This is a genomic window from Flammeovirga sp. OC4 (assembly GCF_000812565.1).
In the GTDB taxonomy this organism is placed as follows: Bacteria; Bacteroidota; Bacteroidia; order Cytophagales; family Flammeovirgaceae; genus Flammeovirga.
In genome coordinates this window covers 71,699-98,128 of sequence record NZ_JTAM01000028.1, presented here as the reverse complement: position 1 = coordinate 98,128, position 26,430 = coordinate 71,699, and the positions used below count along the sequence as shown (strand labels likewise).

The following is a 26,430-nucleotide window of genomic DNA, read 5'->3' as shown; positions in this document are numbered from 1 at the left end:
TATTAAAATTATGCTGTAGTTAACTCTTCTCTTACATCTACAATGTGTCCATTTACAGCAGCAGCAGCAGCAGTCAATGGAGAAGCTAATAACGTTCTAGCACCTGGACCTTGACGTCCTTCAAAGTTTCTGTTTGAAGTAGAGATACAGTACATTCCTTCAGGAACTTTATCCTCATTCATACCTAAACAAGCAGAACAACCTGGCTCTCTTAACTCAAAACCAGCTTCAGCATATACTTTATCTAAACCTTCAGCGATTGCTTGTTTTTCAACCTGCTTAGAACCAGGAACGATCCAAACATTTACGCCGTCAGCTTTCTTTTTACCCTTTACAAATTCAGCTACAGCTCTCAAATCTTCGATACGAGCATTTGTACAGCTACCGATAAATACATAGTCGATTGGCTTACCGATTAACGCCTCACCTTCTTTCAAGCCCATGTATTCTAAAGCTTTCTTGTCTGATTCGCTTTCTGGAGTTGGAACAGCACTATCTACACCAACACCCATACCAGGGTTAGTACCATAAGTAACCATAGGAGCGATATCCGCAGCGTCATAGACGAATTCAGCGTCAAATGTTGCACCTTCATCTGTTGGAAGTGATTTCCAATACGCCAATGATTCTTCCCATTTCTCACCCTTTGGAGCGAATTCTCTTCCTTCTAAATAATCAAAAGTAGTTTGATCTGGAGCGATGATACCACCACGAGCACCCATTTCGATACTCATGTTACATACCGTCATTCTACCTTCCATAGATAAATTACGGATAGCAGAACCAGCAAACTCTACGAAGTAACCTGTACCTCCTGAAGCTGATAATTTAGAAATTACATATAATACTATGTCTTTTGCACCTACACCTTCTTGTAACTCACCATCCACAACAATTCTCATTGCCTTAGGCTTGTTTTGAAGTGTACATTGAGAAGACATTACTTGTTCTACTTGTGATGTTCCAATACCGAAAGCAATTGAACCAAAAGCACCGTGAGTAGACGTATGGCTATCACCACAAACAATTGTTTTACCCGGTTGAGTTACGCCCAATTCAGGTCCAATTACGTGAACGATACCTTGGAATGGGTGGCCCAAACCATAAAGTTTTACGCCAAACTCATCACAGTTTTTTGTTAGCGTTTCTACTTGATGTCTTGATAAAGCTTCTTTGATTGGAAGATGTTGATCTTTGGTAGGAACGTTGTGATCCGCAGTTCCCCAAGTTTGATCTACACGAGCGAGTTGAATTCCTCTATTACGAAGTCCATTGAATGCTTGAGGGCTAGTTACCTCGTGAATAAAATGTGTATCGATGTATAACACATCAGGAAATCCTTCTTTGCGTTGAACGACATGGTTATCCCATACTTTGTCGAACAATGTTCTCGGTTTGTTGTTGCTCATGTATTTGTTGTTTTTTAATCTTTTCCTATAATTATTATTCCCTTCTGCGGTGACGATTTAGGTTAAAACCTTACATATCACAAGAATATCAGAGAAATATGCTAAAATTTAGAACTATTTTATTCCCTTTTTGTCAGACCGGGAATCTTTGTTGTATTTTTGCCTAAAATCGTTTAATCTTATGCTTTATTAAAACAATTCCCAAGAAGAAAGAGTTTTGATAAAACAAATTGTTGATTAATAGTACAAACTAAAAAAGTCTATAGCTACAAATTTAATATCCTATAGATCGATTTAAAATTCGTTCTGAATTATAATTACGATTTCAGAACCCATTCTAAGGTTAAATAAAGACACTCTAGTTATGCTAATTGAACCGGGTAAACTTCTTGCAAAAATAGATTCGCCAAGTGATTTGCGTGAACTCTCTATGGATAAATTATATCAAGTCTGTGAAGAGTTACGACAATACATCATCGATAATGTATCCATCTATGGCGGACACTTTGGAGCAAGCTTAGGGGTGACAGAGTTAACAACTGCACTCCATTATGTTTACAACACACCTTATGATCGCATCGTTTGGGATGTTGGTCATCAAGCATATAATCATAAAATCCTTACAGGAAGAAGAGATCAATTTCACACTAATCGTCAGTATGGAGGATTATCCGGTTTCCCCAAACGTGACGAAAGTGATTATGATACTTTTGGCGTAGGGCACTCTTCTACTTCTATTAGTGCTGCATTGGGTATGGCCATCGCTTCTAAAGAAAAAGGAGAGCACGACAGACAACACATCGCCGTAATTGGTGACGGTTCAATGACTGCAGGTATGGCCTTTGAGGCAATGAACCACGCAGGTGCATCAGATGCTAACATTCTCATCATATTGAATGATAATAGAATGGCCATTGATCCCAATCAAGGTGCGTTAAAAGATTATTTGACAGATATTACTACTTCTCCATTCTACAACAAGATCAAGGATGAAGTTTGGAATATGCTAGGAAAGGTCAAAAAGATCGGCCCTCATGCTCAACAAGCTGTATCAGCAGCAGAAAATGCTTTAAAATCAGCATTGTTAGAGCAAAGCAACTTATTTGAAGCACTAGGACTTCGCTACTTTGGTCCTGTAGACGGACATGATATCAATCACTTGGTACATGTTTTTGAAGATTTGAAAAAAATCCCTGGACCAAAAATCCTCCACGCTGTTACTGTTAAAGGTAAAGGTTATGCATTAGCCGAAAAAGATCAAACTTTATGGCACGCCCCTGGTAAGTTTGATAAGCTAACAGGTGAAATCAAAAAGAAAGTACATAAAACTCCTCAGCCTCCTAAATATCAAACTGTATTTGGTGAGACCATTTTGGAAATGGCCAAGGAGAATGATAAAATTATGGGTATCACTCCAGCTATGCCTTCAGGATGTTCATTGAATATCATGATGAAGGAAATGCCGGATAGAGCTATTGATGTAGGTATCGCTGAACAGCATGCCGTGACATTTGCTGCAGGTTTAGCCGCAGAAGGAATGATTCCTTTCTGTAATATCTACTCTACTTTCATGCAAAGAGCTTATGATCAAGTTGTACACGATGCATGTATTCAAAACTTACCTGTAATTTTCTGTCTCGACAGAGCTGGTTTTGCAGGAGCAGATGGAGCTACCCATCACGGTGCTTATGATATTCCTTTCATGCGTTGTATCCCTAACTTAGTAGTGGCTGCACCAATGAATGAAGCGGAACTTCGTCACATGATGAAAACAGCAGTTAATCACAGAACTTCTCCATTCTCTATTCGTTACCCACGTGGGCAAGGTGTAATGCCTGAGTGGAGAGTACCTATGGAAGAAATTGAAGTGGGTAAAGGTAGAACTGTTCAAGAAGGCGAAGAGATTGCAATTTTAACTTTTGGACATATCGGTAATTATGTCGTACAATTAAGAGATCGCTTCCAAGTGGCAGGTGTAAACCCTGGTCACTATGATATGCGTTTTGTGAAACCAATAGATGCAGAATTACTCACTGAAATTTTTGCTAAGTATGACAAAATTATCACTATTGAAGATGGTGCGCTTATGGGCGGATTTGGTAGTGCTGTTTTAGAGTGGATGATGGACAATCAATATACGAACAAAACTGTCGTACGATTGGGAATTCCTGATACTATTATTGAGCAAGGAGAGCAAATTGAATTGCAACGTGAAGCAGGTTTTGATCATGATGGTATATTTGATGCAGTCATAAAACTATCATCAGTTGTTTCAGAAGAAGTGAAAGTTTTAGAGAAAACGAAGTAATTGGTCTTTCATTTTTATAAAAAGAAGGATTGAGGCAATATTTTTGAAGTAAGGAATGTTTTAAAAGCATAGCTTTTAGGCATTCCTTATTTTTTGGTTAATTATCAGGCAAAGCATATGATTATTCGTAAAACTATTCGTTTTCGCTTAGGTATCCTTTTTATCGTCAATACTGTTTTACTACTGTCAACATTAGTATTAGTATTTTTAGGTACACGTTCTTTAGTAGAAACGAACGAGTTAACTGAACAATTCAAAAAATGCAACTCTCTCTACACAGAGTCTGAAATCTACTATAAGAATTTCTTATTGGAAGATTTAATTTCAGCAGAATTTTACAAAAAAAGGAAAAGTACTAACACTATCAGATCCATCAGTTTGTTAGACTCCGCACTCTATACGGTAGAGGAAGTAAGAAAACACATGGACCGTCTAAACGATTCTAGAGCAAAAGAAATGGAGTTTCTACGCTCAGATATGGAGCAACTTAAAGCACAACAAGACTTTTTAATGAGAAAGTACCTTGACCTTGGTTTTAAAGACTGGGGCATGGTAGGGAATATGCGTTCAAAGATTCATAAAATTGAAAAAACAAATATTCCACTCAATATGGGAATGCTTCTCACAATGAGAAGAAATGAAAAAGACTATCTACTTAGAGGAGAAACCAAGTACTTAAAACTCTTTGATGAAAGCGTAGAGGAGTTTGAACTAGAAATTGTGAGGCTGTATCAAGACCGTTCTATGAATGATTTAACAGAACAACAAGTCAGAACGCTAAGAGCCAACCTTGCTGCCTATCAATTTGGCATGCATAAAGTGGTAGACTTGATGAAAGTGATTGGTAGAGGTCAAAACTCCGGTTTAATGAAAGATGTCTCTGATCTTCAAGAAAAAATCAATACTCGATTAATTTCCTTGTCAGAGAAAGTATTATCAAATAGTGAGAATTATATAAAGTGGATGATGATCACCTTCCTTGTTGTATTTATTTTTCAAGCAGTTATCTTAAGTTGGTTCGTATTCATGTTCTCAAAAGCAGTTGGGAAACGCTTCGAATTTTTACAAGGTGTAACACAAAGAATCAACGAAGGAAAGTCACTTCTTGAATTTAAAAATGATCAAAAATATAAATATGATGAAGTTGCTGAAATTACAGACAATTTATATTCACTAGATGATCAATTACAAGCTGCCAATATGTTCTCTCGAAAGGTAACTGCTGGCGAGGTGGATGTCACGTATGATAAAAAGTACAGAGACACCTCTCTTGCTAACGATTTGATACAAATGAGAGACAAATTCCGAAATGTACAAGAAGAAGAAAAGAAACGTAATTGGGTCATCAATGGTATGGCTCAGTTCAACCAGCTTTTAAGAGAAAAAGTAACAAGTCAAGAAGAGTGGTTTGACAATCTTTTACGCAGTATTATTAATTATATAGAAGCAAGTCAAGGTACCTTCATACTTTTAAACGAAGATCAAGAAGGTAGACAAAACCTAAAACTGATGGCTCTGTATGCTTATGACAAAAAGAGATATGACGAAAGACAGTATGATCTTGAAAATGGCCTCTTAGGACAAGTATACAAAGAACAAAAAATGGTGTACATTGAAGACGTACCGGACAACTACATCAATATATCTTCTGGAATGGGAGGTGCCAAACCTAAGTGTTTAATCATTCTACCATTGATTTATGGAGATATCATGTACGGTATCTTAGAGATTTCATCATTCTCAGTACTTGACAACTATCATATCGATTTCCTTCAAAAATTATCTGAAATAATAGCTTCATCAATAGCGGATATGGATACTTCAAGAGTAGTAGTGAAGCTTAGAGATGAGATTGAATTACAGAAAGAAAGGATAAAAGAATTAGAAGCTCTAATCATTGAAAAGGCTGAGAATTAAGCTTTTTTAGTCAGAAAATAACATAAGTTATACAATTAATACTTAAGGGATGCAAATACTACTGTTCTAAACTGTTGTATTTGCATCCCTTTTTAGTAGCTTTACCATACATATAAACGAGGACTAAAGGCAATACGTGCCTATTTTGAAACTATGAATACTATGAATGGACAGAGAAAACCATCATTTTTAGAATCTATTATACCAATTCTTTTTTTAATTATTATGCTATCCGTCAATGTCTTAATTTTCAAAGACGATGGATTATCAGGCTCTAATCAAGTTGTATTAATGCTCGCTACCGCAGTCGTAGCGATTGTAGCTATATTTAGATTAAAAGTTTCTTGGAATGTTTTAATGGATGGCATCGTGGATAGTATTGGCTCAGCAATGCCTTCTATCTTGATCTTATTAATGATCGGTGCATTAGCAGGAACTTGGTTGTTGGGAGGTATCGTTCCAGCAATGGTTTATTACGGATTAAAAATCTTAAACCCTTCAATTTTCTTATTTGCTACCATTATTATTTGTGCTATTGTTTCGGTTGCAACAGGTAGTTCATGGTCTACCATTGCCACAGTAGGTTTGGCACTATTGGGTATCGGTAAAACACTAGGAATGTCCGAAGGTTTAGTAGCAGGTGCTATTATCAGTGGTGCTTATTTTGGAGATAAAATGTCTCCTTTGTCAGATACAACAAACCTTGCTCCAGCAGTAGCAGGCACTGACTTATTCACGCATATCAAATACATGACGCTTACAACAGTACCGTCATTTACGATTGCTTCGATTTTATTTTTAATCATTGGTTTTGGTTATGAATCAACAGTTTCACAAGCTGACGTTCATGAAGTATTGACAGCTTTGGAAGCATCATTCAATATCTCTCCTTTCTTATTTATTGTTCCAGCATTGGTTGTTTTCTTGATTGTAAAGAAAGTACCAGCTTTGCCAGCCTTATTAATTGGTTCACTAGCAGGAGCGATTGTAGGATTAATTGCACAACCACAAATTGTCGATCTTTTAGCTGGAGATTTAGCTGGAGACTGGAAAGGGTCTTACTTAGTCTTAATGAAGTCAATGTACGAAGGTGTATCTATCTCATCAGATAACACTATTGTTTCAGAATTACTTTCATCAAGTGGCATGGTAGGTATGTTGAATACGATCTGGTTGATTTTAGTAGCGATGGCATTTGGTGGAGCAATGGAAATCAGTGGTATGCTGACAAAGATTACAGAGACTATTATTTCTAAAGTAACAAGCGAAACAGGTTTATTCGCTTCAGCTGCATCCACTTGTGTATTCTTTAATATTACAGCTTCTGATCAGTACTTGTCTATTGTAGTACCAGGTAAAATGTATGCAGAAGCTTTTAAAGAAAAAGGGTTAGCACCTGAGAACTTAAGTAGAACATTAGAAGATACAGCAACGGTAACATCAGTATTAGTACCATGGAACACTTGTGGCGTAGCACAGTCTACGGTATTAGGTGTAGCTACATGGGCTTACATTCCGTATTGCTTCTTCAACTTATTAAGTCCGATCATGACAGTATTGTTCGCAGCATTAAAAATCAAGATCAAGCGACTTTCAACAAAAGAAGAAGTGGAAGCTTAGAAAGTTCCCTTCTCTTTTCTTCAAAGAGTACTACCAAAACGGGTGGTGCTCTTTTTTTTTCTAAAAATCACTTTTTTAAACATTTGACACATCTAATAGTTACCATTTTAACACCATTTTAGGGTTTAAAATGGTATTTATTTAATAATTGTAAATAATATTTTAAAGAATCCGTTTGTATTTATAAACTTTTTATTACATTTACATCAGATAAGACATTAAAGATTAAAAAACATAAAGATTTTTGATTGATAATGGGTTAATAAAATTAGGTTTAACAGGAAAGAGCTCGCTGCTTCAGCTAGCTTTTTTTGTTTTTATACACTTCTGTATTTTTACAGAAGCAAAAAGGGTGAAAAGTCGATTAAACTTTTCACCCTTTTTGTATTTCAGAGCTTAACTATCAGTGGTATATGATTTACACATCCTTCCTCAACCTCAATTCCGAAGGATAATAATTATTCAAACGGTTTGGCAATACTTTCACCCAACCCAATGCAAGTCCTTTGTATTTGATAATGGCCCATCCTTTTACGCCTTGAATAGTTTTAACGCTCATTTCCTGTTTTTTCAAGAAATCAATTGCATCTCTATATTCGACATCTAATGTTGGAATTTTAGCAGAGACAATATTGGAGACTGCTAGTTCGTGATCAGGGATCAGTTGACCGTTCTTCTTATTGAAACGCCCCATTTTGATGCCTTGATGACGGAGCTTTTGAGTGACTTTCATGATTTTGAAATCTTGTACCATATGAGATGGAATAGCGTATACATCTTCTCCGTCTTGGTAGAATTCAAAATCTTTACCGTTTTCCAGCCATTTTCTTAACTCTTCCGACTCTCTCTTTTTCACCATAAAGACAGATTTCATCTTTTTAGGAGAAACGCTGAATTTTTGATGAATAGATGGCTCTCCTTTTTTTCTGAAAGCGGTTAAGAATAGCCCCTCTCCTTTTGTCTTGTGGAAAATAAAACGGTAACCGATGGCTTTCACTCCATTGCTTTCTACCTCAATGGTAGAGATTCCCCAAGAAGGATCAATATCGATTTCCAACGGTTCAAACTCGTCTGATTCTAGAATTTGAGCTAAACGTTCCTCGTTTTCTTGAGGAGCGAAAGTACACGTACTATAAATATATAGGCCACCCGCTTTTAAGGCATGAGGAATATGATCGACGATACTCTCTTGGATAGAAGCACAAGAATCTACTAAAGATGTTGACCAAAGTTCAGAGGCTTTAGGGTCTTTTCTAAACATGCCTTCACCAGAACATGGAGCGTCTGTCACTACTACATCAAAGTATTCTCGAAGTGGAGCGAAGCTTTCCGCATAGTTACCCGTTACTAATGTGTTCGGATTTCCCCATCTTACAAGGTTGTCAATTAATGGCAGGGATCTTTTGCCTACAATTTCATTGGAAACCAAAACACTCTTAGGTGTCAGAAGAGAATTGATTAAGGTACTTTTTCCTCCAGGAGCGGCACATAAATCCAATACTCTTAGGTCTTTTTCTAATGGAGCGTGTTGTTTTAGTGCTTTCCAAAGGAACATAGAAGAAGCCTCTTGTACATAATATGCACCTGCAAAAATCAAAGGATCTTCAGCAAACGATGGACGTTTGGCTATATATTGAGCTTCGTCGCACCATGGCACCGGAGTGGTATCTGAAAAAGTAATCTCTGCGGGCTTAAAAGGGTTGGTTCTGTAAGATACAGGTACCTGTCCATCAATCGCTTCCTTGAAAGCATCAAAGTCCTCAGCAGAAATTTGTCCTTGAAGACGCTCAGTAAATTTTTTCGGTAGATTTTCAGATCTATTTCCCATGGTGAACTCCTATTATTGTCATCATTATTTCATTAGGCAGACGTTGGGTCTGCCCGTATAGTGCGAATATTGTAATTTTTCGTTAATGAATACTGTTATGTTGAATATTATTCGGATTTTTTACAAAATATACTTAGTTTTGCACCCTGAAAATTTTATGTAACACTCGAAGTAACTACGAATTGAGGGGAGCATTATTCGGCACGCGTCATCGCTGTCAAAAGGATATTGTAACGTGAAATTCAAGTTTTTCGCAAAACTAATTTGTGGTTTTATGGATTATTTAAGCCCTGAGTACAAAAAAGAGATCTTTACTTCATACGGTAAAGGTGAAGGAGACACTGGTTCACCAGAAGCTCAAATCGCATTGTTCACTAAGCGTATCCAACACTTAACGGAGCACTTAAAGTCGAACAAAAAAGATCACTCATCTCGTCGTGGTTTGATGAAGTTAGTAGGTAAGCGTCGTTCTATGCTTGACTATGTAGCTAAAAAAGATATCAACCGTTACAGAGCGATTATCAAAGAACTTGGTATCAGAAAGTAATTCTTTCTGGTGTAAAAATACCACTCAGGGGATTCCAAAATCTGGAATTCCCTTTTTGCGTATTTATACATTGCCTTTTATTTTGACTAATTTATTGAAATAAAAGACTGGCAAGAAGTGATTTATCCATAAAAAATCACTAATTTTTGGGGTTGGCAAAAGTTCGCTTTTACTAGCCTAATTTAAATACTTGGACTAAAGTAATTTCAACAAATTTTTACAGCAATCCTGGTATGAATGCAGATAGGACTCGGTCCTTAAATATCTGCTTTGTTTGAAGAAAATATTAAAACACAACACAATTACGATGTTTGAAAACGTGATTAAAAAAACAGTTGCCCTTCCTGATGGACGTGAGATCTCATTAGAAACAGGTAGAATGGCAAGACAAGCAGACGGATCGATCGTTTTGCGCATGGGAAATACAATGCTATTAGCAACTGTTGTTTCTAACCCAGAGAAAAGAGAGGGTGCTGACTTTTTGCCACTTTCAGTAGATTACCAAGAAAAATTTGCGTCTGCAGGTAAGATTCCTGGCGGTTTCTTAAAAAGAGAAGGACGTTTAAGTGATCGTGAAATCTTAATTTCTCGTTTAGTGGATAGAGCTATCCGTCCATTATTCCCTTCTGACTATTATCATGATACTCAAATCATGATCACTATGATCTCAGCAGATAAAGACGCTTTGCCAGACGCATTGGTGGCATTAGCAGCATCTGCAGCATTATCAATCACAGACATTCCTTTTGATGGTCCTATCTCAGAAGTTAGGGTGATCAAAGACACTAACGGTGAATACATCGTTAACCCAACTCCAGCACAGATGGAAGGTTGTACGCTTGATCTAATGATCGGTGCTACTGCTGAAAACATCACAATGGTAGAGGGTGAAATGCAAGAAGTGGGTGAAGATGAAATGATCGAAGCGATTAAAGTAGGTCATGAGGCTATCAAAACTCAGTGTGCAATTCAAGTAGAATTAAGAGAAGCAGTTGGCGTTACCGAATACAGAGAGTTTGTAGGTGATGTTGAAGACGAAGCTTTAAAAGAAGAAGTTTTCACTGCTCTTTATGATAAATTATATGCAGTAGCAGCTCAAGGTATCAAAGGTAAGTCAGAGCGTAAGGCGGCTTTCACTGAAGTGAAAAAAGCGTACTTCGAGGCTTTACCGGAAGATGAGGAAACTGAAGAGAAGTTACCGCTTATCAAGCGTTACGTGGCTAAATGTGAGAAGAAAGCTTCTCGTGATTTAGTATTGAACACAAAGAACCGTTTAGACGGTCGTGACTTAGAGGAAGTAAGACCAATCGTTCCTGAGGTAGACGTATTACCTTCAGCTCACGGTTCTGCTTTGTTCACTCGTGGTGAAACTCAATCATTGACTACGGTTACTTTGGGAACTAAAATGGACGAACAAATGTTAGATTCAGCGATGGAGTCTAGCTCTAGCAAGTTCATCCTTCACTACAACTTCCCTGGTTTCTCAACTGGTGAGGTAAGACCAAACAGAGGTCCTGGACGTAGAGAAGTAGGTCACGGTAACTTAGGTCATAGAGCTTTACAAAGAGTTCTTCCTCCTGAAAATGAAAACCCATACACTATTCGTATCGTTTCTGATATCTTGGAATCAAACGGTTCGTCATCAATGGCAACAGTTTGTGCAGGTTCATTAGCACTTATGGATGCAGGTGTGAATATCACAGGTACTGTATCAGGTATTGCAATGGGTATGATCTCAGAAAACGATCCTGAAACAGGTGAATTAAAATATGCGATCTTATCAGATATCTTAGGCGATGAGGATCACTTAGGTGATATGGACTTCAAAGTAACAGGTACTGAAAAAGGTATTACAGCATGTCAAATGGATATCAAAGTTGATGGTCTTCCATATGAGGTGTTGAAGCAAGCTTTAGAACAAGCTAACAGAGGTAGAGCTCACATTCGTGAAGTAATGGATGAAGTAATCTCAACTTCAAGAGATGACTTGAAACCACACGCTCCACGTAGTTTTGTGATGATGATTCCTCAAGACTTAATCGGTGCTGTAATTGGACCAGGTGGTAAAGTGATCCAAGAGATCCAAAAAGACACTGGTGCAACTATCGTTATCGAAGAAGTAGAAAACCAAGGTCAAGTAAGTTTCTTTGCTGTAGATAAAGTAGCAATGGACGGTGCTGTAGATAGAGTAAAAGCTATCGTAGCGCAACCTGAAGTTGGTGAAACTTACCCTGGTACTGTAAAATCATTACAGCCATTCGGTGCATTCGTTGAGTTTATGCCTGGTAAAGAAGGTTTATTACACATCTCAGAGATCGCTTGGGAGCGTACTGACAATGTGGAAAGCATCTTGAAAGTAGGTGATAAAGTAGATATCAAGTTACTTGAAATCGACCCTAAGACAGGTAAATTCAAATTATCTCGTAAGGCGTTACTTCCTATGCCAGAAGGTTATACTCCTCCTCCTCCACGTGAAAGAAGAGACCGTCATGACCGTGGTGGTGACAGAAGAGGTGGTTTTAACCGTGGTGGTGATCGCGGAGACCGCAGAGATAGAGGCGACAGAGGTGACCGTGGTGGTTACAACAGAAGATAATAACCTATTAAAAGACAGTTTAGTGAATGCTTAAGAATTATTTTGAGTATTTGCTAAACTTTATATGTCTTTTTTTAGTCAATTATGTAGTGAATTTATGAACTGCACAATATTTGCAGTGATAAATTCCTGATTATAAATATTTTCTCAAGAAATTCCTTATCTTATAAGAATACTTTTGGGAAAATCTTAACAATGGCAAAAAAGAACGGATGAGACAACTCAAGATCAGTAAACAGATCACGAACAGGGAGTCACAGTCGCTGGACAAATACTTACAAGAAATCGGTAAGGTTGACCTGCTAACACCTGATGAAGAAGTAACTCTTGCTAAGCAAATTCGTGAGGGCGATCAAATTGCATTAGAGAAATTAACGAAAGCCAACTTGCGTTTCGTAGTTTCTGTAGCTAAGCAGTATCAGAATCAGGGACTTTCTTTAGGTGACTTGATCAATGAAGGTAACTTGGGTTTGATTAAAGCTGCCCAACGTTTCGACGAAACTCGTGGTTTTAAGTTTATCTCTTATGCGGTATGGTGGATTAGACAATCTATCCTTCAAGCATTAGCAGAACAATCACGTATCGTACGTTTACCATTGAACAGAGTAGGTTCATTGAACAAGATTTCAAAGACTTTCTCTGAATTGGAACAACGTTATGAGCGTGAACCATCTCCAGACGAACTGGCAGAAGTTTTAGATGTAACTACAAACGAAGTTGTAGATACAATGAAAATTTCTGGTCGCCACGTATCTATGGATGCTCCTTTCGTACAAGGTGAAGAAAATAACCTTTACGACGTGTTGGAAAACGACATGGAGGAAAAGCCAGATACAGAGTTGATGAATGACTCTTTACGTAAAGAAGTTCAACGTGCCCTTTCTACGTTAACAAAACGTGAGGCAGATGTAATTACTTTATACTTCGGATTAAACGGAGAGCATTCAATGACATTAGAAGAAATTGGAGAGAAATTTAATTTAACGCGTGAACGTGTGCGTCAAATTAAAGAAAAAGCCATCAGACGTCTTCGTCATACATCAAGAAGTAAAGCATTAAAACCTTACTTAGGATAGTCAAAAGTAGGTTCTTTTAATGTAACCATATAAAAAGGGTCAGTTATTCATTTAACTGACCCTTTTTATTTTCTGATCTACATTGAAAAAATGCTTTTCAAAAACTTTTTTTAGATAAAATTCTGCTCTTGTAAGAAAAAGCTCTAACTAAATCAATAATTAGAACCTCGTACTTTTGCTATTGAGCATTGATCTCATCAATTTTCATATAGATTTCTTTTACTACAGGACTATCTTTCATACCAATCCCCTCATAAAGCGAAATAGCTCTTCGGTAAGATTTTAAAGCATTAGCTTTTTGTTCTTCGCCCATTTTAGCATAAAGGTCCCCCAATTCTTTAATGCAAGTCACATGCTCAAGTGTCAAAGCACCATAATAGCCCTCTCTGACCTTTACTACACTCTTCAAGGCCTTTTCTGCTTTTACCAGACTATCTTGTGAAGAATACAACCTTGACAAGCTATACAGGGAGTTTCCATAATCAATATGTTGTTTACCCATATTTTTCTCTCTTGTCTCAAGACCTTTTAGAATTTCTGCTTCAGCATCATCAAATCTTTTTCTTTCAATATAGAAGAAAGCTAAACTATCTAAAGCTTGTCCATAACTTGTATGTTTATTAGATAAATGTTGTTCAGCATCTGTAATTGCTTTTTGATATAACTTCTCCGCTTCAGCATCTTTATTCTGCTTACTGTTTACTCTTGCTAATGTAATAGTCGCTACAATTCCTTCCGGAGACTTTTCTTTTCCTAATTTTTGATAAGTGGCTAAAGCTTTTTTCGAGTACTGTTCCGCTAGTGGAATATTATTCTGAGTAATTTCAATTTCTGCTAATTCAACATACGTAGCAGCAACATACGTACTATTTTCTGTATGTCTAGCGATATTAGCAGCAAGCTTCTTTTTAATGAAATTATAAGCGTCTTTTGGAGAATTTAGTTTTTCGTCCAAATGAATAGCCAAGCGTTCCACCTCAGTGATATACTTCGGGTTTTTGATTGTTATGGCCTTCGCTAAATTATCGATATACTTATAGTAAGATTGAATAGCTGCACTTTGTTGGCCTGTTTTTTCTAACAAAGATGCTTCTTGAAGATAAAGCTGTACATAGCTAGATTTTGGAGCCTTCAACTTTTCATAAGCGGCAATCGACATACTTAGCTGTATAGACGCTTCATCAATTCTTTTTAAGCCCATAAAAACTTCAGCTTGTTCAGAAAGAATCTGTGCATACTCATCCGTACCTTTTAATGTTTTAACTGCAAGGTCTTCAAGGTTTCTATACATTGCATCCGCTTCTTTATATTTACGGCCTCTCAAGTATAATCTTGCATATTTGTGGTAAGTGATAGCATAATCTTTTGATGTTTTACCACTTGTTTTTTCTCTTGTGACAAGTGCCTTTTGATAATACACGTCAGCTTGAGGAAAATTCTTCATGTATAAGCTATTATCTGCAATAGCTTGTTGAGTATCTCCTGTTCTTTTAGATACTGCATTTCCCGACTTTACTAATAACTTTTCGAGAGAAGTATAATAAATATTGGCATTCCCTAGATCTTTTTGAGCTTCATAAGACTTTGCTAAGAATTCAATGTTAAGCATATAATCAGGGTGTGTATCTCCGATGGTTTCAACACCAACACTTCTGGCAGTTTGAAATTTTTGAATTGCTTTATTGTAATTTTTCTGGTCAAATGCCGCTTTTCCTTCTGCAAAGTAAGTATTAAAATTTTGAGCAAAACTATTAGAGGATAGGAAGATGAAAAAGACGACGCTAGAAAATAAGTATTTGATAATTTTCGTCATAATAAAAGACAAGTATTTATTTATACATGTTCTACCGGAGCATTCGTAAGTACGAATGCTTTTATAAATTTAAGTTAATCTATCTTAAACTAAGAGATTAAGAGTACTTTATCTTAATGCAAATCTTGGTCCTAATGTGATTTGTTAAATGATTTTGGTAGAATTGCAATAGAATAATTAAGAATATTTACTAACCATACGAGAATAATGAAAAAATGGATTCAAGTTTTACTTGTTTTGATACTATCATCACAGGTAATTGCCTCTGATTTAGGTCCAAAAAAGCAACTAGATGAAGGAATGTGGTTGCCAATGTTTGTTTCACGTCTGAACTACACAGACATGAAAAAAGAAGGTCTCAAGCTTACAGCTGAAGAGATCTATAGTGTCAATAACAGCTCTCTCAAGGATGCAATCGTTCACTTTGGTGGATTTTGTACAGGTGAAATCGTATCTGACAAAGGTTTGATTTTCACAAACCATCACTGTGGATATGGAGGAATTCAATCGGTAAGTACTGTTGAAAACGATTACTTAACGAACGGCTTCTTTGCAAAAAGTCACGATGAAGAAAAGCCAATTGAGGGATTATTTGTACGTTTCTTACAACGTATGGATGATGTATCAGAAAAGGTAAATAAAGAGCTAGAAGGTCTTTCTGGTGCTGAAAGAGCTAAAAAAGCACAAGAAGTAATGGCTGGAATCAAAGCTGAAAAAGAAGGTGAATTGAACAACGATAGCTATGAAGTAGTTGTAAAATCTTTCTTTGAAGGAAACGAATTCTATATGTTCGTTTATGAGCGTTATGATGACATCCGCTTAGTAGGTAATCCTCCAGAAGCTGTAGGTAAGTTTGGTGGAGATACTGATAACTGGATGTGGCCAAGACACACTGGTGACTTCTCTATTTTCCGTGTGTATGCGAGCAAAGACAATAAGCCTGCTAAATACTCTGAAGATAACATCCCTTACACTCCTAAACACCACTTACCTGTTTCTATCAACGGTGTTAAAAAAGACGACTTTGCGATGATCATGGGCTACCCTGGATCAACAGATCGTTATTTAACTTCTGAAGGTGTAAAACAACAAATTGAAGTATTCAACCCATTATTTGTTGAAATGCGTGATGCGATCTTAAAAACTTGGAGAAAGCATATGGATGCTGATCCAAAAGTAAGATTACAGTACGCTTCAAAATATGCGAGTACAGCTAACTACTGGAAATACTTTATTGGTCAAACTAAAGGTTTAAAACGTCAGCATGTAATTGAGAAAAAACAAGCTGAGGAAAGTAAATTCAACACTTGGATTGCTCAAGATGCTAAACGTAAAAAAGAATATGGTGAAGTAACTGACATGTTAAAAGAAGGTTATGAAGGCAAAAGAGATGGCCGTGTAGCATTAGTTCTTTTAACACAAGGTGGTTTCCGTATAGAAGCAGTAATGCAAGCAAGAAAAGCAGCTCGTTTTGTGGGTGAAGTTTCTGCTGAAGAAGTTTCTGAATCAGTAATTAAAGACGCTAAAGCAAGTGCTTTAGAGCAAGCAAAAGGTTTCTTCAAAGATTACGACTACGCTACAGACAAAGAGTTAGCAGTAGTATTATTAAAGAAATACAAAGAAGTACTTGGCCGTTCTGAAAATAAGAATCTTCCTGTTCCTTCAGTTTATGAGTTAATTGAAAGAGAGTTCAATGGTGATTACGAAGCATATGTAGAAAAAGCATTTACTACATCTGTTTTCTCTGACCAAGAACGTATGGAAGCATTTATCAATAATCCTTCTGCGGCTATTTATGAGGAAGATATGCTAACGCAATTACACAACGAATTCTTCCAATCTTACCTAACAGTAGCACAAGGTGAGCAAGAAGCTGAGATGAAAGTTGAAGATGGTAACAGATTATATGTGAAAGGTATTCGTGAAATGAATCCTAATAAATCATACTATCCAAATGCCAACTCTACAATGCGTTTGACTTACGGTACTGTCAAAGATTACATTCCTGGTGACGCAATGTTCTATGCTTATTACACAACTTCAAAAGGTTTATTAGAAAAAGAAGATCCTAAAAACCATGAATTTGTTTTACCAAAAGAAATCAAAGAAAAAGTAGTCAACAAAGACTTCGGTAGATATGCAGATCAAAATGGTGAGTTGCGTATTGCATTCATCACTAATAATGATATCACTGGTGGTAACTCAGGTTCTCCGGTAATCAATGGTAACGGTGAATTAATCGGTTTAGCCTTTGATGGTAACTGGGAAGCTATGAGTGGCGATATTGCTTTCGAACCAAAATTACAACGTTGTATCAATGTTGATGTTCGTTATGTACTTTGGACAATTGATAAAGTATATGGAGCTAAAAACATTGTAGATGAAATGACAATTGTTGGAGGTAAGAAAGGAAAAGGAAAAGCTTACGAGGAATTAATGCCTGCAAAGTATTAATCTGAAGTTTAAAATCTTTTTCAAAAGGGCTGTTTCACCACTAGGTGGAGCAGTCCTTTTTCTTTCTTAAAACTATTTCTAGATAGAAATGATAAAAAGATCATCATCAATTAAGCTATTTTGAGGCCCATCTCCTTACCATTTAAGAGATGGGTTTTATATATTTATTTCTTTAATCAATAACCCTTAAAGAAATGAATAACCTATTCTATACACTTCAACAAAAAGTAAAATATCACCGGCCACTTATGGTAGGCATTTCGGGAATTGATGGTTCCGGAAAAGGCTATATTGGTCAAAAAATATTTGATGGATTAACTTCTAGAGGAGTGAAATGTGAATTAGTCGGAATTGATGGCTGGTTAGAAAGACCCTCTCGACGCTTTTCTAAAGAAAACCCTGCCGAGCATTTCTACACTAAATCTTTTCGATTTGATGAGATGAACGAAAAATTGATTAAACCATTAAAATCAGATGGGAAAGTTGACTTTGTTGCTCAACATTCTGCTCCAGATCATAGTGAAGACTTGATAGATTTTCATTATGATATTCATGATGTTGAGATCATATTAGTAGAAGGTATTTTCCTTTTTCAAGAACAGTTTGATTTCGATTATAGAATTTGGGTAGAATGTAGTTTTGAAACTGCTTTTGAGCGTGCTTTGGTAAGAAACCAGGAGGGTTTATCAGAAGAAGCGTTAAAAGAAGAGTATGATACTACTTATTTTCCTGCTCAACATCTTCATTTTGAAAATGACAATCCAAAAGATAGGGCTGATTTTATATTGCTTAATGATTATCGTTTAGATTAAACAAGAAAACAAACATGCATTCAAGGACTATCACTTTCTTTTATATAAAGTAGGTAGGTAATTCAATGAAAAAATATATTCTATTACAATAAAAGAGCATCTATTCCTAATCGAAATATAGGGATAGATGCTCTAAGTTATTCACTAGGTTACAATTTAATTATTGAACTTAGGTTGTTATAAGAAATTAATTATTACTCCTTCAATAACTTTCCAAAAGTGACAGTTTTACCATCTATTACTAAAGTATAGAAATACAATCCAGAGGATAGGTGGTCTACATTGTAAACCATCTCTTGTTTACCCGCAGGTCTTTGCCCTAAAGCAAATTGATCTACTAATTGTCCATTATTATTGTGAACAATTATCTGGATTACTCCAGTTTGAGGTAAAGTGAAAGCTATTGTAGTATAGTTTTTTGCAGGATTAGGGAAGTTACTTAACCCAATTGAAGAAGCTAAATCATCAATACTTGTTATACTATCATCAGGGTTTTCTTCCTCAGAAACAACTTTTACAGGAACAATCACAATGGTTGATGTTTCATGATCCGCAGCAAATAATGCAACTTCATTGAAGCCTTCAGTAAGAGTTGAGATAACAAATTGGTTATTAGCAATACCTGTAATAACTACTCCATCGTTATTATTGGCGATTGAATAAGATAACTCATCTCCATCTTCATCATTAAATATTGTTTCAGGATCGATATAATAAACATCTCCTAAAATAATTTCTACTGTATCCATAGCTATTCCTATTGGAGCTCTGTTTGTATTCGTAACAGTTATCGCAATTACTTCTTCACTGCTAAGACCATGTTCATCTGTAGCAATGATAGAGAAACTGTGCTCTCCTGCCATCTCATAACTTGGAGAAAGAGTAATCTCAATACCGCTTTCTACTGATGAAGTACCAAGGTTTCCAAGATCTTTCACCTCATAAGTTATTTGATGATTTTCGAGATCCTCAGCAATGAAATTCAATACTAATTCATTTGCTTCGGCTACTTCATATTGATGTTCAAAATCCATAAATGTTGGTGCTTGATTAAGAACCATTTCTACAGGAATTTTGATAGTCTGGTTTACAGGGTCATTTGTAGCTATATCAATTGAAGCATAAACTGTTTTGTTTGGAGCATAATTCGCATCAAATAAAGCTTCAACAGTTAAAGTTTCTCCTGCTTCTAGAGTGCCTTCAGTATGACTAACAGATAGCCAACTGCCCTCAATTTGATCTTTTGCTAAAGCACGTACCATAAATGCGGTTTTTGACCAACTAGATTCATTCGTTAAGTCATACCAACCATTCGTATCTGGAATGAAGAAGGTATTTTCAATTCTACTATCTACTGATACAATACCTTGAGGATATGTGATACCATTCGGATAAATAAATTCAATAAATATTTTTTCATTCCCGAAGAAACGCACTTTTTCAGCTAACTCTAGAATAATAATCTCACCATCTTCATTAAGGTCAGAGATATTCATTGAAAACGATTCTGAGTATAAAGAGACAGGGTTAGCAATTGTGCCCGTATAAATATTTACGTCAATTTGCCCTTCGGTAATTGTTCCTTTTGAAGTAAACCAAGTTGCAACATGTGATAAATCAAACCCTTCAACAGGAGCATCAAATGCCGTGATTGTTGTAAGAGAAGCTCCAGCATAGCCTATCGATTGATCCGCAGCAGTTTTAGTATCATAGCGTAACACTCGATGGTATTCTGAATCATCAATAGTATAGGTATTCTTGGCAGTTACAACGGAGTGTGATAAGTCAGCGGCATTAACGAATGCTGAAGTACTATGAGTCTTTCCTGAAGCTGTTCTCATGAAATTAATATTTAGGAGGTAGTCAAGAGAAGATTCTCCATTAACATTACTAATTTCAAAGGTCTTTGATTCTTGATGTGTATTTGTCAGTGCATTGATGTTGATCATACTGTCACCCGTAAATTCAAAAACTGGAGGAGCAATCAAATTGGCTTTGAAAGCGATTGTAACATCTGAACCGTCTATGTCTTTTACAGTTATCTCTTTTGATACTTCGCCCAATTCTGTAACGCTAAAGTCAACTTTTACCTTTAAGCTAGACTTCGGTTTTATGATTACCGGTTCAAATTGAGGATCTTCAGTTCCCCACCATTTTGAGAAAATCTGAGAAGGATAAACCCACATTTCTGTTGTTGGCCACGGTGAAGGAGGAGTCTCTATTAATTCCCACCAAAAAGCAGGTCCTTCTCCAGTGAATAAACTGCCAAAACCTTCTGAGTAAGTTAATTCATCTTCTTTTAATGTATAAACATCAGTTCCTACATTCTGTAATTCAAATTCATAAGTGAATTCTTTAGTACTGCCATCAGAGATGATCGTTCCAAAGTCTACTTCTGTTTCACTCCAAGCTAGAGCATACTCTCCTGTTACATTTACAGTGATAGGAATTGAAATGTTTTCAGCACCAGGTGTCTGGTTAACAAATACCAAATCGTGATTATAAGCACCTCCAAGTAAATCCTTTGCATCTACAGTAAATGTGATTGTTTGTGTTTCTCCTGTAGGAATTATTGTTTTATGTGATGGAGCGTATTCAACAGCAAGACCGTCAGTGATATAAGGTCGGTAGAAGTTATTCATTACTCCTTGTGTACCATCCTCATTTTCCATCCCTAATGTAAAGTACTTATTGAAAATGTTTACCGCATCTTGGTCGATAGTTTTGTACTGCATTTTGATCGTACCATTTTTATAAAAAATAGTTTGAGCAGATACATAACCACCCAAGAAACCATAATAGTGAACATAGCGCTCATAAGTGATGATTAGTTTTTCATCATCAGACCACATCCATATTCCTTTTCTCGGGTCTTCGTCCCAGTAATCTTCGCCTACATTTGACCAGAGAGGTGCAATAAAATTGTGTGGAGCTTCTTCTGCATTAGGGATTTCCAGATTAAAAGGAGGACAAGTTTCTGTAGGTTCTGTGAAGGTGATGATACCAAAATACCCTACCCACATTTTATCGTAAGACTCATTCCAGAAAGGTAATTCGAATGGTAGGTCAACTTCTTGCCATAATAAGTATTGATCTTCTACTTCAACTTTAGTTCCCTCCTTTGTAATGTCTATCCATTGAAACTCTGGAGCATTAGGGTCAATTACACCATCTAATTTATCCTTATTATCTTTCCACGCATATGTGAAATTTGGAAGACCGCTAATACTCATTGCTTGAGTAGTTTGCTCATATAACCATGTTGTACCTGAAGGTAAAACTTCTAAATCTGCCTCACCATTATTCGTAATGTCTACAGTGAAAGTTATTGTTTCTCCTACTGCCAAATCAAACGTTTTTCTCTCTTGATCATCTATCACAATGCCTGGAGCTTCAATTACTGTAGCTTCAAGATTAAAAGCATAGGTTTCACCATCTCCATCTGTGAAAGTAATAACATCAGAGAATGTGCCCGTTTCATCTGTATCTACAATAACCTTTACGTAAGTACCTAACCTAGGAAGAATATCAAATGCTTCTTTATCGACAGAAAATTTAGAATCAGTCCCCCCTTCAATAGAAGTAGAAACGATATTCACAATAGCACTTCCATTATTTACAAATGCGATATTATGTTTCTTTTCAGCAGTTCTAAAAACTTCTCCTAAATTGACTTCTCTTTCAGAAGTAGTTAAATCTGATACTCCACCATCTATAACATCAACCTTTACTGTAAAATGAGCAATAGGTTGAAGAGGATCATTATTTACAACAGCAATATTTTGAATATTCATACCTTCTACAAGACTTTCAGTATTTACATCATACGTAATTTCTACTGAAGATCCTTGTGGTACTACACCTTCTGTGTGAGATAAATTAGAAATGATATTAGCACCTGGGTGATTTACTCGGATGACAACATCTCTATATATAGGATCAAATAAAAATTCAGGTTTTACGACAAATTCATAAATATAAAAACCATCCTGTTTGTCTGGACTTTCTATGCCTACAAATGGATCAGTTGCATTGCTATTTCCCCATCCCATGTCTTTGTAACGCATTTCAATATTTCCATCATAAAATAAAACGACTTGGAATGTCATTAAATCCTGTGACCTGAAATGTTCTTGCTTTGGAAGCATATCCTTGAACTCAGCAATGACTCTATCATCAAAACGCTTAAACAATATTTTTGATGTAGGTGCAAAATCCATGTACTCATAAAGAAATGCGATATAACCATTGGATGTGAAATCTCTACCTAAAAGTTGGCCAAAAGAACCATTAACAGGGTCTTTATCATCGACAGCAATCATACCAACATGGGATAAGTACATTTCTGAAACTAATGTATCATAGAATGGGAAGTTGAATCCTAAATCTACTTTTACAAAATCTAAGAATGGGTTGGACTTGAAAGTTTCAGTATAATCAATAACATCTTCCATCCCATCAATCTCTTCCCAAGCACCTGCATCAATATATTTCTCCCATGAATATCCAAATCGATGTGTTCCCTCAGTAATATCATCACTGTATTTAGGAATAGAGTAAGAAAGTGGATAATTACCTGTATTTTTAATCACTACAGATCCCTGAGTAGTTTCACCTAATACTGTTGTAAAAGTTTGTTCTAATGGTGTAATTGCTATTTCTGCAGGTTCTTCACCATTACCAAAAAGGTGAACTTCCACCGAGTAACCTTCTCTATCTGTAATAGTGATTTTATTATTTTGATTACCAGCTATCGTAGGTCGGTAAGTAACAATAAAATCTTCTGTAGATCTAGGATTAACACTGTAAGGTTTATTAGAAACAATGAAATCACTCTCTTCATCATAATCCCAAGTTAAACCACCTTTAAACACTCCATATCCATAATTGTCCAACTTGATAAGTACTTCTTTTTCTCTACCAATCTGTACACTTCCAAAATCTACAATTGAAGGGGCTATTACGTTGGGTACATGACCCGATATATTTACTTTAACAGGAATTCGAACCTCTTCTTGGAGTGGATCATTGGATTCAAGAATGATATTTGACTCTACATATCCATTTTTTAATTGACTGATATCAGCTGTTAATTGAACTTCTGTTGAGTCTGCTCCATTAATCTCGCCTTTCAATGGTGTTAAAGTAATGTGTTCACCTGCATATTGTTGATCAGATTCAAGGCTTACAACAAAAGCCATACTACTAGTCCCTAAAGCCTCAGAAAGTAGCTGCCAGTTTTCTCCATCATCGAAACTCATCCATTGATAGTAACTATTTGGATTGTCATTTACATCACTAATACCAACAGGATATAAGTTACCCGCTGGCGTTTTGTAGACTAACCATAAAATTGTTTCGTAAGGAAAAAATATCGCTTCGTCATCATCAAAAGAAACTGTTTTTGATCCAATTGAAGTATCTGTAATTTCTCTTTCTAATATTTTTCTAGCACTTGAAAGGTTAGGTCCTTCATAAATCTCTACAACAGCATTACCTACAGTTAGCTCATTTAACCAAACTGTAGCTTTTGTTAGATTGAAGCCTTTTTCATTAGAAACAATGAATGCTGAAGCTGTAGCATTTGGTAATGATAAATCGACTTCTCCAATAACCATACTTGCCCTATCGCTATTAGAATAAGTAAGATATTCATTTTTGAAAGGCTGTAAATCTTCAGGTGTCTCAGCACTAAAAACTTGAGGTTGGATTCTATTTTGATTTCCTATATTTCTCTCTGTAGAAGATGTGGACCCAACAGTTGGCAAAGAAGTACTCCATGTTTTGATGTATTCATAAGTTTGACGGATTGAAGTAATTTCCCAAGTCAATAAAGCATCATTGGTATTGCCAATCTCAAATGTAGTTTGAATTATGGGATCAACAGTAATATCTGCATATACATCTACTGAAGGAGTCCATGGATTTGGAGCCATAGGGTAACTTAATATTGGACCTCCGTTTGTAGATACAGTAATACTATTGGAAATTTCTGAAGTATTACCCCATCGGTCCACAGCAATAACTGCAATGGAATATTGAGTTGAATCTGAAAGTCCTTCTACTGAAAATAATACTTTATTACCCGCTTCTTCAGAAGAAAAGAAAGTAATTGGTTCCATTGTAAAATCAACAGCTTCACCTTCATTATTGTAAATAAAGTATTTGCTCGGTTGTGCATCATCCTCGTCAACAGGAACAGTCCATTCTAATTGAATAAATTTGTCCGTAATCCCTTTTGTCATTAAATCAGTGATAGCTAAAGGAGCTAAACCTTCATTTTCAATAACGGCTAATCCTGCATCAATGAGACCTGTTCCCATTTTCCCTTCATAGTTAGGGTTAGTATCGTCTAAGTTTTGAGTAGAAGAAAGTAGCTGATTCCATAATAGGTCAGGCGTATAATTTTCTCTACCCATAGCTGAAAGTACCAAAGCAGCAACCCCAGAAACATGAGGGCAAGCCATTGATGTTCCTTGTAAGTAGCCATAACTGTTATCAGGTAATGTACTTAAAACTCCAAATTCTAATACTTGATTGATATCGCCACCTGGAGCAGTAATATCAATCCAGTTACCATAATTAGAATACCATGCTTTTTCTCTTTGTGCATTTGTAGAAGCAACAGCTAAACAGTTTTCATAAACGGCAGGATAAAAGTCTGCATCTAAATCACTATTACCTGCAGCCACGATGACAATACCTCCTTTCATTGGACTCCCCTCAAAATCACCAGCTTCAGCTATAAAGTAATCTATAGCATCTAACGTTGCTTGCTCAAAAACTCCAGGAGAGGTCCAACCCCATGAGTTTTGTGAAATTACAGCACCATTATTTGCAGCATAAACAAAAGATACAGCTGTATTGTTGTAAGGTCCTCCTAAAATTTGACAAGGCATAATTAATACACCATCTTGATTTCCTGATCCGCCGGCGACACCTGCTACACCTATTCCATTATTACTAACAGCAGCCACTGTACCTGAAACATGAGTACCATGTTCCATTGCGTCAACAATAGCTGTGTTGTTAGCGAAATTGTAACCATAAACATCATCAATGTAACCATTCCCATCGCTATCTTCACCTTCTTCTCCTTCCAATTCGGCAATATTCACCCAAATATTGTCTTTTAAATCTTCATGGTTAATATCGATACCTTCATCATGAACAGAAATAATTACATTACGATCTCCTTGAGTAGTACTCCAAGCTTGAAGAAGATTAATACTCGCATTTTCAACAAAATTATTTTGACCGTTATTGACATAATGCCATTGGTTTTCTAAAAGAGGATCATCAGAGTTTACTGACTGTGTACTCCAACTCTTGAGTTCATCAACAGTAAGTACTTTTGTACTTTTTTCACCACCAATAATTCTTTTTTCTAAAATTGGTTCAGATAGTTCAACTTCAGCAAGCTGACTATAGGCGGATGCAACTAATTGAGGATCTACTGAAGGGTCAATTTCAATTTGATACCACAAGTGTAATCCATGCTTTATGAGTTTATGCTCATTTTTAGCATCATAGGGAAATACCCTTTTCATATCGTGCCCTTGGTAGTGGGTAGATGTAGCATCAAATGCTGATATTCCAATTTTGGCAGTAGAGTTGACTCCCATTGGAGAGAGTTGTGCGAGTGCTGCTGCACTTTCCTTTAATTTTACTCGAATGAAACCTCTGGCTTCACCTTTCTCAGTATAAGTCACCGGAGAAGGAATTTGCTGTGCATTTAACTGTATCGGGTTAATGGTATAAATTCCGATTGACAGTAAAAGCAAAGCAACATAAAGTTGTAGCTTTTTCATCAATAAAAGTTTATTTAAATGAATTGGAAGAGGAAGCAAATTTTTTATATAGCTTCCGAAGTACGTCGATCTCTTTCTTTCGTACCTCTATTAATTTTAGAAGCTCTTCTTTGTCATCAGAAGGCTTTTGAGTTTGTTTAGCTGGCATATCAAAAAAATATTAGACCAACAGAATCTGCTACAACATTACGGTTTTGTAAATGAAATCTAACAATAAGAAGGTACTATTAAATTGCTAC

General features: G+C 36.3%; 12 protein-coding genes. 8 read left to right on the top strand and 4 right to left on the bottom strand.

Annotated elements, in window-relative coordinates; translation table 11 throughout:
- Nucleotides 1-8 precede the first annotated feature (8 nt).
- Nucleotides 9-1,409, bottom strand: coding sequence for a 3-isopropylmalate dehydratase large subunit (gene leuC, locus PL77_RS16540; RefSeq protein WP_044207613.1), 1,401 nt, complete (start codon nucleotides 1,407-1,409; stop codon nucleotides 9-11).
- Between the two features lie 364 nt (nucleotides 1,410-1,773).
- On the opposite strand from leuC, the gene dxs reads away from it, so the two are divergent.
- The 3 genes from dxs to nhaC all read left to right on the top strand — a co-directional run bounded on the left by dxs (nucleotide 1,774) and on the right by nhaC (nucleotide 7,254).
- Nucleotides 1,774-3,717, top strand: coding sequence for a 1-deoxy-D-xylulose-5-phosphate synthase (dxs, locus tag PL77_RS16535; RefSeq protein ID WP_044207610.1), 1,944 nt, complete (start codon nucleotides 1,774-1,776; stop codon nucleotides 3,715-3,717).
- A gap of 117 nt (nucleotides 3,718-3,834) precedes the next feature.
- The gene (locus PL77_RS16530; protein ID WP_044207606.1) at nucleotides 3,835-5,634 is read left to right on the top strand and encodes a GAF domain-containing protein; all 1,800 of its coding nucleotides are present in this window, start codon (nucleotides 3,835-3,837) and stop codon (nucleotides 5,632-5,634) included.
- A gap of 153 nt (nucleotides 5,635-5,787) precedes the next feature.
- Complete coding sequence (gene nhaC / locus PL77_RS16525; protein ID WP_082026590.1) at nucleotides 5,788-7,254, top strand: Na+/H+ antiporter NhaC; 1,467 nt, start codon at nucleotides 5,788-5,790, stop codon at nucleotides 7,252-7,254.
- Nucleotides 7,255-7,672: 418 nt separating this feature from the next.
- Here the strand turns inward: nhaC and PL77_RS16520 are convergent, their stop codons facing one another.
- Nucleotides 7,673-9,082 (bottom strand): hypothetical protein, encoded by a 1,410-nt coding sequence (locus PL77_RS16520; protein WP_044207603.1) that lies wholly within the window; start codon nucleotides 9,080-9,082, stop codon nucleotides 7,673-7,675.
- Nucleotides 9,083-9,356: 274 nt separating this feature from the next.
- Between PL77_RS16520 and rpsO the strand changes: the two genes are divergently transcribed.
- From rpsO to PL77_RS16505, 3 genes are all read left to right on the top strand, one after another.
- A complete protein-coding gene (gene rpsO / locus PL77_RS16515) occupies nucleotides 9,357-9,629 on the top strand; it encodes a 30S ribosomal protein S15 (protein ID WP_044207600.1) in 273 nt (90 codons plus the stop codon).
- Nucleotides 9,630-9,936: 307 nt separating this feature from the next.
- The gene (gene pnp, locus PL77_RS16510; protein ID WP_044207598.1) at nucleotides 9,937-12,225 is read left to right on the top strand and encodes a polyribonucleotide nucleotidyltransferase; all 2,289 of its coding nucleotides are present in this window, start codon (nucleotides 9,937-9,939) and stop codon (nucleotides 12,223-12,225) included.
- 212 nt (nucleotides 12,226-12,437) lie between these two features.
- The gene (locus PL77_RS16505; RefSeq protein WP_044207596.1) at nucleotides 12,438-13,301 is read left to right on the top strand and encodes an RNA polymerase sigma factor RpoD/SigA; all 864 of its coding nucleotides are present in this window, start codon (nucleotides 12,438-12,440) and stop codon (nucleotides 13,299-13,301) included.
- Between the two features lie 178 nt (nucleotides 13,302-13,479).
- On the opposite strand, the gene PL77_RS16500 is transcribed toward PL77_RS16505, so the two are convergent.
- Entirely contained in the window at nucleotides 13,480-15,114 is a 1,635-nt protein-coding gene (locus PL77_RS16500; protein WP_044207593.1) for a lipopolysaccharide assembly protein LapB, read from the bottom strand.
- Nucleotides 15,115-15,321: 207 nt separating this feature from the next.
- On the opposite strand from PL77_RS16500, the gene PL77_RS16495 reads away from it, so the two are divergent.
- Together PL77_RS16495 and PL77_RS16490 are read left to right on the top strand one after the other, a co-directional pair.
- On the top strand, nucleotides 15,322-17,568 hold the full coding sequence (locus PL77_RS16495) for a S46 family peptidase (protein WP_044207590.1): 2,247 nt from the start codon (nucleotides 15,322-15,324) through the stop codon (nucleotides 17,566-17,568).
- 194 nt (nucleotides 17,569-17,762) lie between these two features.
- A complete protein-coding gene (locus PL77_RS16490) occupies nucleotides 17,763-18,380 on the top strand; it encodes a hypothetical protein (RefSeq protein ID WP_044207587.1) in 618 nt (205 codons plus the stop codon).
- A gap of 194 nt (nucleotides 18,381-18,574) precedes the next feature.
- On the opposite strand, the gene PL77_RS16485 is transcribed toward PL77_RS16490, so the two are convergent.
- Nucleotides 18,575-26,191 (bottom strand): S8 family serine peptidase, encoded by a 7,617-nt coding sequence (locus PL77_RS16485; RefSeq protein ID WP_044207584.1) that lies wholly within the window; start codon nucleotides 26,189-26,191, stop codon nucleotides 18,575-18,577.
- Nucleotides 26,192-26,430: the final 239 nt, after the last annotated feature.

What these genes read in the sequence shown, in the direction of transcription:
- nhaC (WP_082026590.1), top strand. Translation starts at nt 5,788, where the DNA reads ATGAATACTATGAATGGACAGAGAAAACCATCATTTTTAGAATCTATT.
- rpsO (WP_044207600.1), top strand. Translation starts at nt 9,357, where the DNA reads ATGGATTATTTAAGCCCTGAGTACAAAAAAGAGATCTTTACTTCATAC.
- PL77_RS16505 (WP_044207596.1), top strand. Translation starts at nt 12,438, where the DNA reads ATGAGACAACTCAAGATCAGTAAACAGATCACGAACAGGGAGTCACAG.
- PL77_RS16500 (WP_044207593.1), bottom strand. Translation starts at nt 15,114, where the DNA reads ATGACGAAAATTATCAAATACTTATTTTCTAGCGTCGTCTTTTTCATC.
- PL77_RS16530 (WP_044207606.1), top strand. Translation starts at nt 3,835, where the DNA reads ATGATTATTCGTAAAACTATTCGTTTTCGCTTAGGTATCCTTTTTATC.
- PL77_RS16495 (WP_044207590.1), top strand. Translation starts at nt 15,322, where the DNA reads ATGAAAAAATGGATTCAAGTTTTACTTGTTTTGATACTATCATCACAG.
- PL77_RS16485 (WP_044207584.1), bottom strand. Translation starts at nt 26,191, where the DNA reads ATGAAAAAGCTACAACTTTATGTTGCTTTGCTTTTACTGTCAATCGGA.
- PL77_RS16520 (WP_044207603.1), bottom strand. Translation starts at nt 9,082, where the DNA reads ATGGGAAATAGATCTGAAAATCTACCGAAAAAATTTACTGAGCGTCTT.
- leuC (WP_044207613.1), bottom strand. Translation starts at nt 1,409, where the DNA reads ATGAGCAACAACAAACCGAGAACATTGTTCGACAAAGTATGGGATAAC.
- PL77_RS16490 (WP_044207587.1), top strand. Translation starts at nt 17,763, where the DNA reads ATGAATAACCTATTCTATACACTTCAACAAAAAGTAAAATATCACCGG.
- pnp (WP_044207598.1), top strand. Translation starts at nt 9,937, where the DNA reads ATGTTTGAAAACGTGATTAAAAAAACAGTTGCCCTTCCTGATGGACGT.
- dxs (WP_044207610.1), top strand. Translation starts at nt 1,774, where the DNA reads ATGCTAATTGAACCGGGTAAACTTCTTGCAAAAATAGATTCGCCAAGT.